Annotated in this window: 15 protein-coding genes and 2 other annotated features; of the genes, 11 read left to right on the top strand and 4 right to left on the bottom strand. The window is 34.6% G+C overall.

Annotated elements, in window-relative coordinates; genetic code table 11:
* Positions 1–174: 174 nt before the first annotated feature.
* Positions 175–720 (top strand): cobalamin biosynthesis protein CbiN, encoded by a 546-nt coding sequence (locus BAQ46_RS20255; protein ID WP_071742602.1) that lies wholly within the window; start codon positions 175–177, stop codon positions 718–720.
* 483 nt (positions 721–1,203) lie between these two features.
* Complete coding sequence (gene hflX, locus BAQ46_RS20250; RefSeq protein ID WP_061184703.1) at positions 1,204–2,463, top strand: GTPase HflX; 1,260 nt, start codon at positions 1,204–1,206, stop codon at positions 2,461–2,463.
* Between the two features lie 41 nt (positions 2,464–2,504).
* Here hflX and BAQ46_RS20245 read toward each other — a convergent pair whose 3' ends face one another.
* The gene (locus BAQ46_RS20245) at positions 2,505–4,145 is read right to left on the bottom strand and encodes a peptide ABC transporter substrate-binding protein (protein ID WP_071742600.1); all 1,641 of its coding nucleotides are present in this window, start codon (positions 4,143–4,145) and stop codon (positions 2,505–2,507) included.
* Positions 4,146–4,367: 222 nt separating this feature from the next.
* Here BAQ46_RS20245 and BAQ46_RS20240 point away from each other — a divergent pair, with 222 nt between their 5' ends.
* The 4 genes from BAQ46_RS20240 (at position 4,368) to BAQ46_RS20225 (ending at position 8,012) form a co-directional block, all read left to right on the top strand.
* Positions 4,368–5,579, top strand: a complete 1,212-nt coding sequence (locus BAQ46_RS20240; protein ID WP_001149408.1) for an MFS transporter — start codon at positions 4,368–4,370, stop codon at positions 5,577–5,579.
* A gap of 10 nt (positions 5,580–5,589) precedes the next feature.
* Positions 5,590–6,507 (top strand): cysteine synthase A, encoded by a 918-nt coding sequence (cysK, locus tag BAQ46_RS20235; protein WP_000762261.1) that lies wholly within the window; start codon positions 5,590–5,592, stop codon positions 6,505–6,507.
* 77 nt (positions 6,508–6,584) lie between these two features.
* A complete protein-coding gene (locus BAQ46_RS20230) occupies positions 6,585–7,097 on the top strand; it encodes a GNAT family N-acetyltransferase (protein ID WP_000771318.1) in 513 nt (170 codons plus the stop codon).
* A gap of 90 nt (positions 7,098–7,187) precedes the next feature.
* On the top strand, positions 7,188–8,012 hold the full coding sequence (locus tag BAQ46_RS20225; protein WP_000523167.1) for a DUF4037 domain-containing protein: 825 nt from the start codon (positions 7,188–7,190) through the stop codon (positions 8,010–8,012).
* A 40-nt stretch (positions 8,013–8,052) separates the two neighbouring features.
* Here the strand turns inward: BAQ46_RS20225 and BAQ46_RS20220 are convergent, their stop codons facing one another.
* On the bottom strand, positions 8,053–9,687 hold the full coding sequence (locus tag BAQ46_RS20220; RefSeq protein WP_061131126.1) for a putative polysaccharide biosynthesis protein: 1,635 nt from the start codon (positions 9,685–9,687) through the stop codon (positions 8,053–8,055).
* A gap of 220 nt (positions 9,688–9,907) precedes the next feature.
* Positions 9,908–10,130, top strand: a binding site (T-box leader).
* Positions 10,131–10,430: 300 nt separating this feature from the next.
* Between BAQ46_RS20220 and BAQ46_RS20215 the strand changes: the two genes are divergently transcribed.
* On the top strand, positions 10,431–11,768 hold the full coding sequence (locus tag BAQ46_RS20215) for a sodium-dependent transporter (RefSeq protein WP_001088182.1): 1,338 nt from the start codon (positions 10,431–10,433) through the stop codon (positions 11,766–11,768).
* Between the two features lie 40 nt (positions 11,769–11,808).
* On the opposite strand, the gene BAQ46_RS20210 is transcribed toward BAQ46_RS20215, so the two are convergent.
* Entirely contained in the window at positions 11,809–12,513 is a 705-nt protein-coding gene (locus tag BAQ46_RS20210) for a polysaccharide deacetylase family protein (protein WP_000727403.1), read from the bottom strand.
* Between the two features lie 330 nt (positions 12,514–12,843).
* Between BAQ46_RS20210 and BAQ46_RS20205 the strand changes: the two genes are divergently transcribed.
* The 4 genes from BAQ46_RS20205 to BAQ46_RS20190 all read left to right on the top strand — a co-directional run bounded on the left by BAQ46_RS20205 (position 12,844) and on the right by BAQ46_RS20190 (position 15,014).
* On the top strand, positions 12,844–13,107 hold the full coding sequence (locus BAQ46_RS20205) for a CD3324 family protein (protein WP_000878319.1): 264 nt from the start codon (positions 12,844–12,846) through the stop codon (positions 13,105–13,107).
* 158 nt (positions 13,108–13,265) lie between these two features.
* Positions 13,266–13,952, top strand: coding sequence for a DUF421 domain-containing protein (locus BAQ46_RS20200; RefSeq protein ID WP_001015532.1), 687 nt, complete (start codon positions 13,266–13,268; stop codon positions 13,950–13,952).
* Between the two features lie 110 nt (positions 13,953–14,062).
* Positions 14,063–14,704: a FusB/FusC family EF-G-binding protein gene (locus tag BAQ46_RS20195; protein ID WP_061131127.1), complete on the top strand. Its 642-nt coding sequence runs from the start codon at positions 14,063–14,065 to the stop codon at positions 14,702–14,704.
* Between the two features lie 109 nt (positions 14,705–14,813).
* Positions 14,814–15,014, top strand: coding sequence for a hypothetical protein (locus tag BAQ46_RS20190; RefSeq protein ID WP_000473064.1), 201 nt, complete (start codon positions 14,814–14,816; stop codon positions 15,012–15,014).
* A gap of 163 nt (positions 15,015–15,177) precedes the next feature.
* On the opposite strand, the gene msrA is transcribed toward BAQ46_RS20190, so the two are convergent.
* A complete protein-coding gene (gene msrA / locus BAQ46_RS20185) occupies positions 15,178–15,714 on the bottom strand; it encodes a peptide-methionine (S)-S-oxide reductase MsrA (protein ID WP_061131128.1) in 537 nt (178 codons plus the stop codon).
* 190 nt (positions 15,715–15,904) lie between these two features.
* Positions 15,905–16,150: a binding site (T-box leader), on the top strand.
* The last annotated feature ends 36 nt before the right edge of the window (positions 16,151–16,186 follow it).

Below are 16,186 nucleotides of genomic sequence, written 5' to 3'. Positions count from 1 at the left end.
AGGAACAGCTCCTAACTTTATTTTATAACCTGATACTAATATCAGGTTATAAAAATGTCAATATAGATTTTTAGTGTATTGAACGACTTAGCTTACTATGGAGGAATTTAGCGAGTGTTGTAAAAATAATATACGAGAAGTTTCTAAAATTGATAATGAAGGGAGTTGGGCTCCTTGAAAAGAATTTTACGTATGTTGCCTTTTGTCATTATTTGTAGCTTTATTTTTATTATTTTTCCAGAGAAATCTTATGCTTGTGATTGTATTAACGTATCAGCAGAAGAGGCTTTTCAAAAAAACGATGTAGTGTTTGAGGGACAAGTAATTGAGGTTGGAAGGAAAGAAGGAGGTGGAATTGAAGTATTATTTGAAGTGAAGAAAATTTGGAAAGGGACAAATTCTTCGCAAATTATTGTATATACAAATGGTGGTGATTGTGTATTTCACTTTGTGGAAGGAGGAGAGTACTTAGTATATTCTTCTCAAAGAGGATTGGAAAAACAATTACACACAAATAGTTGTAGTAGAACGAAGAGATTAGGTGAGGCAGGGGCGGACAAAGTGGCTTTACGTCAAATTGCAAAAGAGTCTGTTCCAACGAAGAAAGTGGATTTAAAAGGGGAGATGGTGAGCGGTTTCAGTTGGTGGCAAGTTGCTATCATTTCCATTTGTCTATTATTAATCATTGTTTTTGTTGTGAGAAGAACTCGCAAAAAATGACGATTAAAGTAAATATATAAAGATTTTCTTTCTGTTTCTATAGGTGGTTTAATCTTGTGAAAGCGAATTACTTATGCTACACTTTATGTAACTTAAAATGAACGGAGGGGCTTCCTTTGATCTTAATCAGATTACGTCTCAATACTTTGTGCCAATAATTGAATAGCGCTCAAAGGCTCTGTCTGTGTGCAGAGTGAACGGGATTGGTCTGCCTATTTTAAAGGAACCCTTTATTAAGCTTATATGTGAAAAAGAGGGAGGGACGAATACGCCCTCTTTTTGTTTTGCCTTTATAAATAGAATGGGATTGTATAGGTGAACACTTATAGTGGATACGCATACGATCTTGGGACTTTTTAACTATGAGATAGGATGAAAGCACAACTTTCTTCTATTTCTTTGGTGAACCCTTATCCGTTTACGAAAACACAGGCAGCGACCTGTGTTTTTTATTTTACGTAATCGAAATGGAGGAATAAATATATGGAAGAATTATTACAAAGAGCAGTTTTAGTTGGAGTAAATTTAGGTAATGAGGATGATTTTGCATATTCGATGGAAGAGCTAACGAATCTTGCAGAAGCTTGTGATGTAGAGGTAATTGGACAAGTGACGCAAAATTTACAACGTGTAAATCCATCCCATTATATTGGAAAAGGAAAGATTGAAGAAGTAGCAGCCTATGTAAATGAAGTAGGTGCGAATATGGTCATCTTTAATGACGAATTATCGCCTTCTCAAATTCGAAATTTAGAAGCAGATTTAGATTGTAAAGTAATTGACCGTACCATATTAATTTTAGACATTTTTGCGCAACGTGCGAAAACGAAAGAAGCGCAGTTGCAAGTAGAAGTGGCCCACCTTCAGTATATGATGCCTCGTTTAATTGGTCTTCGTGAATCGTTAGGAAGACAGAGCGGCGGTGTTGGTACGAAAAATAAAGGTGTCGGTGAGAAGAAATTAGAGTTGGATCGTCGTAAAATTGAAGAACAAATTTCAGTTTTAAATAAAGATTTAGAAGCTCTTGTTGCGCAGCGTCAAACGCAGCGAAAACAACGTAAGAAAAATGAAATTCCTGTTGTAGCATTAGTAGGTTATACAAACGCGGGAAAATCAACGACGATGAATGCGATGCTTGAAATTTACAATGGTACAGAAGAAAAACAAGTATTTGAAAAGGATATGTTATTTGCAACGTTAGAAACATCGGTGCGAAATATTGAGTTACCAGATAACAAATCATTCTTATTAACAGATACAGTTGGATTTGTAAGTAAATTACCGCATCATCTTGTGAAAGCATTCCGGTCAACATTAGAAGAGGTAGCGGAAGCAGACCTACTTATTCATGTTGTAGATTACGCAAATCCAAATTATGAACAGTTAATTGATATTACAAATGAAACGTTAAAGAAAATTGGAGTAGAAAATATTCCAACAATTTATGCTTATAACAAATCAGATATGGTAGATGTTGAAATTCCGAAAGTACAAGAAGACCGCGTTTATTTATCAGCGAAGAAACACGTTGGAATTGAAGAACTTGTCGAAATGATTCGCTCACACATTTATAAAGAGTATACGAAGTGTGAAATGCTAATTCCGTATGATCAAGGACAGGTAGTTTCTTATTTCAATACTCATGCGCACGTTCTATCTACGAGTTATGAAAACGAAGGTACGAAACTAGAAGTAGAATGTAAGACGAGTGATTACGAAAAGTATAAGCGTTTTGCAATTTAATAAAGAAGGCGATCCTAATATGTTTTAGGATCGCCTTTTTCTTATTCCGTAATAGAGGCCCACTTATAAGAATAAATTCCTGCAAATGGACGAACAACAACACCTTTTACTGTTGGGCGTTCTAAATATACAAGTCCTGATTGGAAGATTGGAGCGATAGCTGCATCATCTTCAAGTAAGATTTTCTCTGCATCTTGGAACGCTTTCCAACGTGCTGGTAAGTCAGTTACTAAAGTAGAGCTCGTTTTCTCAATTAATTCGTCGTATTGTTTGTTTGAGTAACTCATCTTATTAAACGGTCCGTCTGTAACGAACATATTTAAAAATGTTGTAGGATCAGGATAATCTGGTCCCCATGTAGAAAGTGAAATGTCATAATCACCATTTCCTTCACGATCTAAAAATGCTTTTACTGGAAGTGGTTGTAATGTGATTTTTAATCCAGGTAAGTTTTTCTCCAGCTCACCTTTTAAAAACTCACTAATTTTTTTATCGTTAGACTCATCTGTTGTTATGATTGAAAGAGAAGCGTTTTGTAAATTTGTTTCTTTTTTCGCAGTTTCCCATAGTGTTTTAGCTTCTTTCACATTTGTTTCTACTTTTACATGACTTGTACTGCGAAAATCTTTATTGTCAGGTCCTTTTACGAATCCTTTTGGAACGAATGCATTCGCAGGTATAGAACCATTGTTTAAAATCGTTGTTGCGATTCCTTGTTTATCAAAAGCAAGCGAAATAGCTTTACGAGCATTTTTGTTTGCTAATAAAGGGTTCTTTTGACTAAATCGGAAAAACGTTACAGAAGGACGTTCCATCTTCTTTAAGCTCGGATCTTTTTGATATTTATCAACAAACTCTGAATTAATCGTAATTCGGTCTACTTGTTTACTTTCAAATAAATTAACAGCTGTTGAAGTATCTTTTACGATATTTACATTAATTTCATTTAATTTCACATTTTTATTATCCCAGTAGTTCGGGTTTTTTGTCATTTTATAACTTGTATCATGTTTCCATTCACTTAATTGGAAAGGTCCGTTATAAACTACATTTGCAGCTTCAAGTCCGTAATTTTTCCCTTGTGCTTCTACAACCTTTTTGTTTTGAGGATAAAATGTTGCAAATCCCATTAAACCTAAAAAGTATGGAACAGGGTGTTCTAACTGTACTTCAAGAGTTTTATTATCAATCGCCTTTACACCAAATGAATCAATTGGCAATTCTTTTTTATTTATTTTTTCAGCGTTTTTAATATCGAACATAATATGTGCGTATTCAGAAGCAGTTTCTGGATTAACGGCCCGTTTCCATGCATATTCAAAATCATGGGCAGTTACTGGATCGCCATTTGACCATTTTGAATCGTGTAATGTAAATGTATATGTTTTTCCGTCTTCGCTCAGTTTGTATGATTCAGCTGCTGCAGGAACAGGTTTATTGTCAGGACCAGGCATATATAATCCTTCCATTACGTTGTTTAATGCAGCGTAAGAAAACCCATCGGTTGCGATAGATGAATCAAGTGTAGAAATTTCCCCAGCTTCTACAATGTTTAATACTTGTTTCGAAGATTCTTTTTTCTTCTCTCCGGTAGTTGTTGCCTCTTGTTTTTGACCACATGCTGTTAAAAACATAGATAATGTGATTGAGAGTGCAACGATTCCCTTTGTTTTTTTCTTCATAGTTGTCATCCTTTCCTTCATCTCTGCCTTAGTATAAAAGAAAATATAGAAAATTCCTATAAATAAATCCGATAAAGCATATAGAAAAAATGTATTATTTAAAAGGTGATATTTCTGGAAAAAGAAATGAAACCAGTATAGAATAGAAATGTTTCAAAAGTCAGAATTTATTACACCTACTGTAATAAATATATATTTTGTACAGGAAGGAGAAATACACATATGCAGGCAGTTTCGCAAAAAAACAGAGTAGAAACACCGACAATATATCGAATATTATTTGCGATTAGTTTCGGTCATTTTTTAAATGATTCGATGCAAGCAGTTGTGCCCGCGTTGTTTCCTATTTTGGAAAAAACGATGAATTTATCCTATATGCAAGTAGGGTGGATTGCGTTTGCGTTAAATATGACATCATCGATTATGCAACCGGTTTTTGGTATGTATTCGGATAAGAAGCCGTCACCATTTTTATTACCGCTCGGTATGTTTTCGAGTATGCTTGGGATGATTGGACTCGCGTTTGCACCGAACTTTATTATTGTTATTATTTCTGTTTTATTTATCGGATTAGGTTCCGCAGTCTTTCATCCAGAAGGCGCCCGAGTTGCTTATATGGCAGCAGGGACGAAACGAGGTTTAGCGCAAGCGATTTATCAAGTGGGAGGAAATACAGGTAATTCTCTAGCTCCTATTTTTACAGCGTTAATTTTCGTTCCGCTTGGACAAATTGGTTCTTTAGGTTTTACGGCCTTTGCGGCGGTAGGAATTGTATTATTAATTTTCGTATCAAATTGGTATAGGAATGAATTAGCGACTGGCGCTGTGAGGAGAAAAAAGAGGGCTGCGCTTGAGGCGGAAAATGCGATTGTAAGTACACATATTAAATTTGTTATTTTACTTCTTGTTTTTCTTACTTTTGTACGATCTTGGTACGGTGCTGGTATTGGGAACTTTTATCAATTTTACTTAATTGAGCATTACGGTTTATCGATAAAAAATGCTCAGTATTTCGTATTCGCATTTATGATTGCTGGTGTGTTAGGAACCTTCTTTGGTGGTCCATTAGCAGATCGATTTGGAAAGAAAACAATTATTGTATTTTCAATGCTAGGTTCAGCCCCACTTGCACTTTTATTACCCCACGTTTCGCTCGTATGGGTCATACCGCTATTTTTATGTATCGGTTTTATTAGTTCAAGTAGTTTTAGTGTAATTGTTGTATATGCGCAAGAGCTTGTTCCTGGAAAAGTAGGAATGGTATCTGGATTAATTGTAGGGCTTGCGTTTGGACTCGGCGCTTTAGGCTCTGTAGTTCTTGGGAAATTGGCTGACATATATAGTCTACAATTCATTATGTTACTATGTAGTTGTCTACCATTAATTGGACTTACTTCTTGGTTATTACCAAGTGATAAGAAAACGATAGAATAGGGGATGCACTATGAAATTATGTGAAAATGTTACAGAATTAATAGGAGATACACCTGTCGTCCGTTTATCTAAATTTATTCCAGAAGACGCAGCAGATGTGTATGTAAAACTAGAAATGTTTAATCCATCACGCAGTGTGAAAGACCGTGCTGCCTATAATTTATTGCACGTTGCAGAAGAGAATGGTCTTATCAAACCAGGGGATACAATTATTGAACCAACAAGCGGGAATACAGGAATTGGTTTAGCAATGAACGCAGCAGCTAAAGGATATAAAGCGATTTTAATTATGCCAGATAATATGTCAAAAGAGCGTATAAATTTATTGAAAGCATACGGAGCAGAAGTAGTTTTAACACCAGCAGAACAAAGAATGCCAGGGGCAATTGCGAAGGCGTTAGAATTGCAAGAGAAAATTCCAAATAGTTTTATTCCGCAGCAATTTGAAAATCCAGCAAACCCGAATATTCATCGTTATACAACTGCACTTGAAATTTATGAACAAATGGATGGAGAGCTTGATGCATTTGTAGCAACGGCAGGAACAGGCGGAACGATTACTGGGACTGGTGAAACGTTAAAAGAGAAACTACCCAATTTATATGTTGCAGTAGTAGAACCGAAAGGATCTCCTGTTTTATCCGGAGGTGTTCCAGGTCCTCATAAACTAGTAGGAACAAGTCCAGGGTTTATCCCAAAAAACTTAAATACAGAAGTGTATAACGAAATTATTCAAATTGCAGACGAAGAGGCTTTAACGACAATGAGAAACTTAGCTAGACAAGAGGGATTATTAGTTGGGCCGTCTTCTGGTGCTTCTGTTTACGCAGCGATTATGATTGCGAAACGATTAGGTGCTGGTAAAAAAGTTTTATGTATTGCACCTGATACAGGTGAGCGTTATTTGAGTATGGGATTATTTGAATGAAAATGATAGAAACCCCTTAATGGTGAAAGAGAGCTATTAAGGGGTTTGTTGTAGGTTATTTAGAGAGGAGAAGCACAATGAAACTATTAAAACCAACATATGAATATAGCAAACAAATTATGGAGTATCGCGATGCGTTTTTACATGCTGATGAACAACCACACGGCAGTAGTTCTTTACAAAATTTTGATTCTCTCGATGAATGGTTTGAAAAAGTGAGTATACAAGAAGCGGGAGAAAACTTACAAGGTAATCGAGTACCGTCTAGCCAATTTTTAAGTTTTGAAAAAGGGGAACTTATAGGTTTTGTAAATATTAGACATCGACTAAACTCAGAATTATTGCGGGAAAGTGGTCATATTGGATATAGTGTCCATCCAAATAAACGTCGCCAAGGTTACGCTACAAAACAACTACAATTTGCATTGGATGAAGCGCAAAAATTAGGATTGCAGAAAGTGTTAATAACTTGTGATAAAGCTAATATCGCTTCGGCTAAAACGATTCAAAAGGTTGGCGGTGTGTTAGAAAATGAAGTAGTTTCTTCTCATACTGGGGAAATTGTACAACGTTATTGGGTAGAAATATGATGTAGTGGAACTTTGAAAAGGGAATAAAATGTGTAATATCGAAATAAATAAAAGAAGTAAGGCTGTAATGCAATTATAGGGGGAAATGAAGTGGGATTAAAAGAGAAAGCAATAGAAATGTCAGAGATTTATAGGAAGAACCCAAAAGTGGAGGCTATTATTTTAGCCGGTTCAGTAGCTAGAAAGCTAGAAGATGAACATTCAGATATAGAACTACATATTTTATGGTCAATGCCACCAGAGAATGAGGATCGTAAAGGGCCTATTAACTATATTGGTGGAACAATTTTGTCATATCATCCTTATGAGGAAGAAGAATGGTCGGAAACGTATTTGACGAAAGAAGGAATTAAATTAGAGATTAGTAACTTTTTAACAGAAACAGTAGAGAAAGTGATTTCGGATGTGGTGGATCAATATGATATAAGTTATGAAAAACAATGTATTGTATCATCCGTGCATGACGGTGTTAGTTTGTATGGAGAAGAGAAAGTACATGCATTAAAAGATAGAGTGGTAGCATATCCAGAAAATCTAGCGAAACGGATGATTTCAGAAAATCTTTGGTTAAGCAATCGCTGGCATAATCGAGAGGCACTTTTAAAACGAAAAGACTGGCTTATGCTATATGATGTTATTTGTGAAGCACAAAGGAATATATTTGGTGTCTTATTTGGTTTGAATAAAATGTATGTACATCACCCGGCGTTTAAATGGATGCCATATAATGTGGAACGAATGATTATTAAGCCTGAAAACTTATATGAGCGTATGGCGAATGCTTTAATAGGAAAACCGGAGTATAGTGTACAGGAGTTAGAAGTGTTAATCGAGGAGCTATTACAGTTAGTAGAACACCATGCTCCGGAATTACATATCGCTGAACAGCAAAAGCGTATTCAATATGCGAAATAAAAAACAAAGAGATGTAACCCTTGTTACAACTCTTTGTTTTTTATTTTACTAATTTCCCCAGTATAGGTAAGCGTTGAATTCTATCACCGAGAATATGTGAAGCAAGTCCACTTGTTAATACGAATAAAAGGTAAACAAGCCCTCCTACAGCGCCACATATAACGACAATGAGAAGTGATTCCATATAAGTTTGTCCAGGAATTAACCATGTTAAAATTGATTTTAATGCCATCACAACAGCAGACATTGCTGCGGAGTAAATTGTAATAAGAAATATTGTTTTTGCTGTCTCACCAATTTTAAATTTCGCAAACTTAACGATGCAGTACAACATAATACTATTGGAAACGAGGTATCCAAGAATGGTTCCAAGTACAGCACCGTGTCCGCCAAATAAATGTAAGAGCGGTGTATTTACTACAACTTTAACGAGAATTCCGGCTGAGAATGCAATCATTGTTTTTCTTTGATAATCGATTCCTTGTAAAATAGCTGCTGAAACTGTGAAAATCGCACTTAATATAGCAGACGGTGCGAATGAAATTAAATATTGTGATCCACCAAGTGCGATTTCAGGATTTACATAAACCATGCGGAATGCATCGTAAGCGATGCTAGCAAGACCAAATGCAGCCGGGATTGTGAAGAATAACAAGACTTGAAATATCTTTGAAATTTGTTCTTGTAATTCTTCTAATTTCCCGCTTGTATAAGATTTCGTTATAGCCGGAATGATCGTTAAGGAGAATCCAGTTGCAAGTGAAGCTGGAATCATAATTAACTTTTGGGCATAGTTCGTTATATAAGCGAAAACTGCATTTGCTATTTCTAACGGCTCTCCCATCGCTCTAAGGACATCAGCTACAGTATATTGATCTACTAACGTGTAGAGTGGAATTGCGATGCCGACAAATACAATTGGGATTGCATATCGAAGTAATTCTATATAAATATTTTTTAATGGGATATGGGATGCTCTTGATTTTAATTCACCTTCGGGAGGTTTTAACCCATTATATTTTTTCCAGTACATCATTAAAATAGAGACGCTTGCAAGTGCTCCGATAACAGCGCCAAACGTAGCAACTGCAACCGAAGAAGCTACGGAACCCCCTAATAATTTTGAGACGATGAAGCTACCAACTAAAATGAAAACAACACGTGCAATTTGTTCCACGACTTGAGAAACAGCACTTGGTTTCATATGTTGAAATCCTTGGAAATAACCACGTGTAACACTCATAGCTGGTACGATAATAAGTGCAAAACTTAATGCTCGCATCGTAAGTGTTACGTCAGCGATAAATTGTGGATCTGGCGTTTTCGAGCGAATAATAAATTGTGATATGTACGGTGCTCCAATAAATAAAATTAAAAATCCTAAAAAGCCCATAAACAACATTAATTTTACACTAGAGTTGTATAATTTTTTGCTTGTACTATAATCACCAAGCGCATTATGCTTTGCAACGAATTTGGAAACGGCAATAGGAATACCCGCTGTTGAAAAGCTTAATAAAATACCGTACCAAGAGTATGCATATCCATATAAAGCGACCCCTTGTGTTCCGACTAATAGTTGAAAAGGGAAGAAGTATATAAAACCTAATATACGTGAAATCATTGTTGCGCCGCTTAATAAAGCAGTTCCTTTTAAAACTTTTGAAGTAGACAAAATCCTTTCCTCCTACTCGTGCTGTCTTACGTTTATCGTATATTACTATAAACCTGTTAGAGTAGTTAATATAGTATGGAACATAAATATTCAAATATTATTCACTTAAAAGTCATATTTTACATTTTCAAATAGAATGTAATACGTAAAAATTCAAAATATAAGTTGACACTATTTTTAATGTGTGATAAAAATGATAGTAATCAATTCGGAAAATAATATTTGGGCAATGAAAGGGTATAGTAGTGAATATCTCCCTATTACAGAGAGCTGATGGTTGGTGTGAATCAGTATATAGATTATTCATGAAGTTCGTCCTGGAGCATCTTTCATAAATCTCACATTATGAGGAAATGAAAGACGGTAGTTTATACCGTTATCAAATAAAGTGGTGAAGATTGTTTCACAACTAGGGTGGTACCGCGATATTTATCGTCCCTACGTATTTACGTAGGGACGTTTTTTATTTAGGTCTTACTTTGTTGTGGCTTCATAACTAGGGTGGTACCGCGATAATTTATCGTCCCTACGTATTTGCGTAGGGACGTTTTTTATTTAGGTCCTAACTTTGGTGTATCTTCATAACTAGGGTGGTACCGCGATATTTTTGTCGTCCCTACGTATTTACGTAGGGGCGTTTTTTATTAGTAGAGAGGAAGTGAACGTATTAGAAAAGAGTGTGGATAGAACAATATAAATACCGAATTGTAAAACAGAAAAAGATAAAGAGAGGAGATTAACAAATGAATTCACAGCAATGGACATCGAAATTAGGTTTCGTATTAGCTGCGGCAGGTTCAGCAATTGGTCTAGGGGCTATTTGGAAGTTCCCGTATATGGCCGGAATTGGAGGGGGCGGCGCGTTCTTCCTTATTTTCATCGGTTTCACATTATTAATTGGTTTACCGCTATTATTAGCTGAATTCGTTATCGGAAGAAGTACACAAAAAGAGGCTGTTGATGCGTATAGAGAAATCGCACCAAAAACATTATGGCCATGGTTAGGGAAATTAGGGATTGTAACTTGTTTCATATTACTTTCTTTCTACAGTGTTGTAGGAGGCTGGATTTTATTATATTTATGGAATGCAATTACAGGTAGACTATGGGAAGGAAATGGCGCATACGAAGCTACGTTTGGTGAAATCATTTCCAATCCGTATTTAGCAGTAGGATCACAGCTATTATTCATCCTTATTACTATTTTTATCGTAAGTAAAGGTGTACAAAATGGTGTTGAAAAAGTAAATAAATATTTCATGCCAGCACTATTCGTTTTATTCTTTGTATTAATCGTTCGTGCACTTACGTTAGATGGTGCAGGAGAAGGGGTTCGTTTCTTCTTACAACCTGATTTCTCACATGTAACATCAGAAGTTATTTTATATGCGATGGGACAATCGTTCTTCTCACTATCAGTCGGAGTAGCAGTAATGGTAACGTATAGCTCATACTTACCGAAAGAGGAAAGTTTACCGCGTTCAGCATTTTCTATCGTAGCTTTAACGCTTGTGATTACATTACTTGCAGGACTTGCAATTTTCCCAGTAGTGTTCGCATTTGGAATGGAACCATCTCAAGGACCGGGACTATTATTTATCGTACTGCCAGCTATTTTTAGTAAAATGGCATTCGGAAAATTCTTCTTCATCGTTTTCTTACTACTATTCTTCTTTGCTACTATTACATCAGCGATTTCGATGTTAGAAATTAGCGTGGCATCTTTAACTGCAAAAGGTAAAGGGAAACGTGAAAAAATGGCTTTAATCGTAGGTTTATTAATCTTCGTTGTAGGAGTACCATCAGCATTGTCATTTGGTATATTAAGCGATCTGAAGATTTTCGGAAAGACAGTCTTTGATTTAGCTGATTATGCAGTTAGTAACGTATTAATGCCACTTGGTGTTTTATTAGTTTCTATCTTTGTTCCTTTAAAAATGAAGAAAGATGTATTAATGAAAGAGCTTGGTGTAAGTAAAAATAAAGGCTATAAATTGTTTGTATTATGGTTATTCTTACTTCGCTTCATCGCACCAATTGCGATTATTATCGTATTCTTAAATGTACTTGGCATTATTTAAACAAAAAGGTAGCGTATCATTGTATGATACGCTACCTTTCTTACTTTGTTCTTTTTTGTAGTTCGTTTACTGTTACGAACTGATAGCCCTTCTTAGATAAAGAGTCTAAAATACCTTCAATGGTCTGTAAACTTTCATTAGACTCATCATACATAGAGTGCAGTAAAATGATAGAACCGGGTTTTACATTTTTATTAACATATTCAATTTTATCAGCAGCAGATTTATAAAAAGTATCAGGTTCAAGGTCCCAGGTGATTGTTTCGATATTGTTTTTATTTAAATAATAGGGCAGACCAATTAGCTTTTTCCCGTTAGGTGGTCTAAAATCAATTGCGCCTGTAAATCCTGTTTGGCGGATTAATGCATTCGTTTTTTCTATTTCTTCTTTAATAAAAGAAGGTGTTTTAAAAACCATTCTGTTATGAGAATATGTATGGTTTCCAACTTGGTGTCCAGATTGTACGATAGATTTTCCTAACGATAGGTTTTTCTCTAATTCATTTCCAATTAAAAAGAAAGTAGCTTTTGCATTGTATGTATCTAGTAGCGGTAATATTTGTTTTACATTGTTAGTAGGGCCATCATCAAAAGTTAAAGCAATCACCTTTTCATTTGTTTCTACTCGATTTGTTAAATCTCCAAATAATTGAAAGCTTCTTGCATTCATCAATTTGTATGTTCCGAATAATGCTACAGTAGTAATGAATATTGTAACGATTGTAATGATTTTTTTCTTCTTCATAACGCAACCTCACTATAGTTTTTGATTGGACTAAAAAGTATTATATCAAACTAAGTAATTTCATGCTTTAAAAAGGATGTGGATGCAAGGGGAAGGAATTTATCATATAATGTAATGAAAAAGGTATATTAGGAGGTGTTTACATGGCGATTATAATTCAATTGCCAGACACTGCAGCGTCTCATGCAAAGCCAAGTATGGAAATGGCGATACTTTGCGTGAGGTAGACAAGTAATATACAATTCATCGCCAAAATGAGCTTGTATCATTTTTTGTATTTGGCTTTGCACCTTATTGAAATGAACCATAAAAAATAAGGGGCGAGCAGAAATGAAATACGTAAAAGCTAAGGCAGTTTTACCAGAGAGTTTAATTACTGAAATTCAAAAGTATATACAAGGTGAAACAATTTACATTCCAAAACAAGAAACGAAACATTATAAATGGGGAACACGATCTGGAGGACGAAAACAGTTAGATGAAAGAAACAAAGCCATTAAAGAAGCGTTTAAAAGTGGAATTGCTATTCATCAACTTGCAGAAGAGTATTTTCTTTCCGGAGAAACGATAAAAAAGATTGTGTATTCTAAATAAGAGGAAAAGAGTCTGATTCATATTACTTTGAATCAGACTCTTTTTGTTTTATATGTATTGGATATATGAGATGTGAACGGGCATGATAATAGAAAAAATGTGCCGTTTTTTTATAAAATGGTATACAGAGCACTTGAAAAGTAGAAAGGTGAACATATATGAATCATATTGGACAAATAACGATAGAGCTTTTAATTGGTTTCTTTGTTCTATTAATTGCTACAAAAATACTAGGGAAAACACAAATATCTCAGCTAACGCCCTTTGATTTTATTTCTGCTATCGTTCTTGGTGAGCTCGTTGGAAATTCAATATATGATCCTAAAATTAAAGTGTGGTCTATTTTATATTCAGTATTTGTATGGGTAATTTTAATTTATACAATAGAAGTGATAACGCAAAAAATAAGAGGAACAAGAAGGTTTTTTGAAGGATATCCTTCAATTATTATTCGTAATGGAAAGATTGATCGTGAACAATTAAGTGTAAATCATTTGGACATTAACCAATTACAACAAATGCTTAGGCAACAAAAAGATATATTTTCAATCCGAGAAGTTGAATATATGATTTTGGAACCTAACGGAAACATAAGCGTTCTGAAAAAAAGTAAATACGAATCTCCTACTATAAATGATTTAAGTTTAAAACATAAGCCTGTATATTTACCAATTTCATTAATTAGTGATGGAAAAGTAGTGAAAGATAATTTGAGAGAAGCTGGTTTTGATGAAGGATGGCTTTATAAACAAATAAAACAAAAGGGGATTACTAAGTTTGAAGACGTATTATATGCGGAATGGAAAACAGATGATGGCTTCTTTTGTCAGGAAATGGAGCGGTAAAATATAATCGATGTATGTAATATTTGTTTCTAAGTTATCTTTTACATACCAAAAAGCTAAATCATTGTATACAATAAGATTAGATCAACAATTTGTATGGAGTGATAAAGATGGAAGCTTTTATTAGAAGTGATCAATATAATTTTATAAAATCACAAGCTTATATTTTAGCGAATGGGCACGCAACGGCAAATGATAGAGGTGTCATTCAAGCGTTAAAATCATTAGCGATTGAAAAAATAATACATGTATTTGAGAATTTAACGGATGAGCAGAAAGAGTTAATCGATACGGTATTAACAGTTCAAAATAGAGAAGATGCAGAATCGTTTTTAATGAAAATAAATCCGTACGTCATTCCGTTTCAGGAAGTTACAGCGCAAACATTAAAAAAACTATTTCCTAAAGCGAAAAAGTTAAAACTTCCTGATATGGAAGAAATGGACATGAAAGAATTATCTTATTTAAGCTGGATTGATAAAGGGTCAAGCAGGAAATTTATTATAGCGAAAAATGATAAAAATAAGTTTGTTGGTCTGCAAGGAACGTTTCAAAGTTTAAATAAAAAGAGCATTTGTTCTTTATGTCACGGACATGAAGAGGTAGGGATGTTTTTAGTTGAAATTAAAGGTGATATACCAGGAACTTTCGTGAAAAAGGGAAACTATATTTGCAAAGATGCCGTGGCCTGTAATCAGAATATGAAATCACTTGATAAATTGCAGGATTTTATTGAGAGATTGAAGAAATAAAATGGAAAACCTCTAGTGCTTAAACTGGAGGTTTTTTATTTAAGAAACGGTAATAGATTTCTTTTTTAAAAGATATAATTTATAAATAAAACATAGGAGAGCTAAAGAAATGTTTAAAAAGTTTTTACTTTCTTTACCGGATGTTTTACTTATATGTATTGTTATCTACATAACATACACAACTACTCTTAGTTTTGTACAGATGTTAGTAATTTCAATTACAATCGGAATCGTTGGTGGTCTTGTTATAAGAATTTGTAAGGATGTATTCACATATATAAGGTGGACAATGAAACAAAGGAAATCTTGAATATGTTAAATAGCTATAAGGAGAAAATAAAATGACTAATAAAAAGAATAAAACTAAAAATGAGATAATACTTTGGACATTAACAGCTGTTGTTTTTATCATTGTATGGTACTTTTTTCAAAGATAAAAATGCATCGTACTTAAAAGGTACGATGCATTTTTATTATTTTTTTTGCCAATTTTCTTTTATAAAATCTGCACGGCCAGATTCTTTTTGCTCAGTAGCATATTTCTCTGGATTTTTTTTATAGAAATGTTGATGGTATTCTTCAGCCTCATAAAAAGGTGCAGCCGGGCGAATTTCAGTTACGATTGGCTCTTTAAACATACCGCTTTCCGCAAGAGTTTGTTTTGATTTTTCAGCAAGTTCTTTTTGCATTTCATTATGATAAAAAATAGCGGTGCGATAAGATGGACCACGGTCAAAAAATTGTCCGCCATCATCAGTTGGATCGATTTGTGGCCAATATAAATCCAGTAATTTTTCATATGGGAAAATAGAAGGATCAAATGTAATTTGTACAACTTCTAAATGACCAGATGTACCCGCTTTTACTTGTTCATATGTTGGGTTTTCTACATGACCACCTGCATAGCCAGAAAGTACTTTATGAATACCAGGAAGTTCATCAAACGGCTTTACCATGCACCAAAAGCAACCGCCTGCGAAGGTTGCGAGTTCGTATGTTTTTTCGGACATTGTTGTAATCCTCCTAAATATATATGTTTTATATAGTATTATATAAAAAGTTTTATTGCGCAATAAAAAAGATTCGAAAATATATGTAGTATTAAAAAAATCAAAAAACATGTTGACAATGAAAAGAACAACGTCCTATAATACGTTTAACAAATGAAAGTTAATTAAGAATTTTCTAACTTTATATGTTGTATATGCAAAGAAGAGGAAAGTAGATGATTATGATCGTTTCAGAGAGCTACTCCAAGGCTGTGAGAGTAGTAACAATCGAGTCATTGAAGATCACCTCGGAGCATCGCTTGCGAAAGGGAAACTGAGTAGAGGGCGACGGCATCGTCTCCGGTAAAAGGACGGGGGTCTAATTGGACCTACAGAGCTTATATTTCGTGAGAAGTATAAGGAAGCTGAGTGGTAACGCGAAACTCTCGCCTCAGCAATCAAAGCTACTAAATTGTAGTAGTTGATTGCTGAG

It is taken from the genome of Bacillus paranthracis, from assembly GCF_001883995.1.
Lineage (GTDB): Bacteria > Bacillota > Bacilli > Bacillales > Bacillaceae_G > Bacillus_A > Bacillus_A paranthracis.
Note: the sequence above shows the minus strand (reverse complement) of the source record. Positions and strands in the feature narration are given on the sequence as shown.

Coding starts and splice junctions, on each gene's coding strand:
- hflX (WP_061184703.1), top strand. CDS start 1,204: ATGGAAGAATTATTACAAAGAGCAGTTTTAGTTGGAGTAAATTTAGGT.
- BAQ46_RS20200 (WP_001015532.1), top strand. CDS start 13,266: ATGAATCATATTGGACAAATAACGATAGAGCTTTTAATTGGTTTCTTT.
- BAQ46_RS20240 (WP_001149408.1), top strand. CDS start 4,368: ATGCAGGCAGTTTCGCAAAAAAACAGAGTAGAAACACCGACAATATAT.
- BAQ46_RS20190 (WP_000473064.1), top strand. CDS start 14,814: ATGTTTAAAAAGTTTTTACTTTCTTTACCGGATGTTTTACTTATATGT.
- BAQ46_RS20195 (WP_061131127.1), top strand. CDS start 14,063: ATGGAAGCTTTTATTAGAAGTGATCAATATAATTTTATAAAATCACAA.
- BAQ46_RS20205 (WP_000878319.1), top strand. CDS start 12,844: ATGAAATACGTAAAAGCTAAGGCAGTTTTACCAGAGAGTTTAATTACT.
- BAQ46_RS20210 (WP_000727403.1), bottom strand. CDS start 12,513: ATGAAGAAGAAAAAAATCATTACAATCGTTACAATATTCATTACTACT.
- BAQ46_RS20230 (WP_000771318.1), top strand. CDS start 6,585: ATGAAACTATTAAAACCAACATATGAATATAGCAAACAAATTATGGAG.
- msrA (WP_061131128.1), bottom strand. CDS start 15,714: ATGTCCGAAAAAACATACGAACTCGCAACCTTCGCAGGCGGTTGCTTT.
- BAQ46_RS20245 (WP_071742600.1), bottom strand. CDS start 4,145: ATGAAGAAAAAAACAAAGGGAATCGTTGCACTCTCAATCACATTATCT.
- cysK (WP_000762261.1), top strand. CDS start 5,590: ATGAAATTATGTGAAAATGTTACAGAATTAATAGGAGATACACCTGTC.
- BAQ46_RS20215 (WP_001088182.1), top strand. CDS start 10,431: ATGAATTCACAGCAATGGACATCGAAATTAGGTTTCGTATTAGCTGCG.